The sequence below is a fragment of the Desulfosporosinus sp. SYSU MS00001 genome, from assembly GCF_049943955.1.
In the GTDB taxonomy this organism is placed as follows: Bacteria; Bacillota; Desulfitobacteriia; order Desulfitobacteriales; family Desulfitobacteriaceae; genus Desulfosporosinus.
On record NZ_JBNFTW010000041.1, the window covers coordinates 1 to 1,631 of the forward strand.

At 41.0% G+C, this 1,631-nt stretch carries 1 protein-coding gene; it reads left to right on the forward strand.

Features of this window, described 5'->3' with window-relative positions; genetic code table 11:
* On the forward strand, positions 1-1,631 hold a 1,631-nt coding region (locus ACPUYX_RS20920; RefSeq protein ID WP_426381504.1), incomplete at both ends, for a glycosyl hydrolase family 28-related protein.

Genomic DNA, 1,631 nt, shown 5'->3' on the forward strand with positions numbered 1-1,631 from the left:
CTTATACAAGATATGAATCTGAAGATGGTGTTCTTGGCGGCGGTGCAATAATAAGATCTGCACCAAATTTCGATTATTCTCTCACTGCTTCAGAAGCATCTAACCAGAAATATGTGGAACTTCCTTCAAACGGCTCATATGTTCAATGGACAATTAATAAAGGCGGAGCAGGTGTAAACATGAGGTTTACTATGCCTGATTCCTCTGACGGTATGGGCCTTAACGGATCATTGGACTGCTATGTAAATGGAAATAAGGTACAGACTATAAACCTTACATCTTATTATGCTTATCAGTATTTCCAAGGCGATCAACCTGGTGATGCACCTAACGGCGGTCAAGTTGCCTTCCGTTTTGATGAAAAACATTGGATGCTTTCCACCCCACTTAAGGCTGGAGACGTTCTTAAGATTCAAAAATCAGGAGACAGTTTGGTATATGGTGTTGACTTTGTTGAAGTTGAGCCAGTTCCAACAGCCATTGCACAACCTGCTAATTCATTGTCCGTAACCTCCTATGGAGCAACTGCTAATGACGGTACCGATGACCTGGCAGCCTTCAATGCATGTGTAAGTGCAGCAGCTTCCCAAGGAAAGACTGTTTATATACCTGCAGGTACCTTTGACCTAAACAACATGTGGGTAATCGGATCAGTTTCTAATCCACTTTCAAGCATGACAATCACTGGAGCTGGTATGTGGTATACAAATATACAGTTCACTAACTCAAATTCAGCTAGCGGTGGTATATCCCTGAGAATGGCAGCAAACGGTAAATTGGATTTCAGCAATGTATACATGAACTCAAACCTGAGATCTAGATATAACCAAAATGCTATATACAAGGCCTTTATGGATAACTTTGGAACAAATTCAAGGATTCACGATTTCTGGGAAGAACATTTTGAGTGCGGTTTCTGGGTAGCAGATTATGCTCATACCCCTGCTATTCCGGCAGATGGACTGCTTATAGAGAATGGTCGTATAAGAAATAACTTGGCTGACGGCATAAACTTCTGCCAAGGTACAAAGAATTCCACGGTACGTAACTGCAGCGTGAGAAATAATGGAGATGACGGGCTGGCAATGTGGCCTGATTCCACTATGGGAGCTCCAATGGAAGTTAATAATTCCTTCCTTTACAACACAATAGAAAATAACTGGCGTGCAGCAGCTATAGCTATCTTCGGCGGTTCCGGACACCAAGCAAGATATAACTATATAAAAGACAGCTTTATGGGATCAGGTATTAGATTAAATACTGTATTCCCAGGTTATCATTTTGAGAATAATACTGGAATCACCTTCTCAGACACCACCATAGTAAATTGTGGTACAAGCAAAGATTGTTATAATGGTGAACGAGGTGCTATAGATTTGGAGGCATCAAATACCGGTATAAAGAATATCACCTTTGAGAACATCGACATCATTAACACTCAAAGAGATGCAATACAGTTCGGGTACGGCGGAGGCTTCAGCGGAATCTTATTTAAGAATGTTACTATTGATGGCACAGGTAAAGATGACATCACGACCTCAAGATTCTCATCACCTCATTTAGGTACAGCCATTTATACCTATACCAACAACGGATCTGCTACTTTCACAAATCTCGTAACACGAAATATT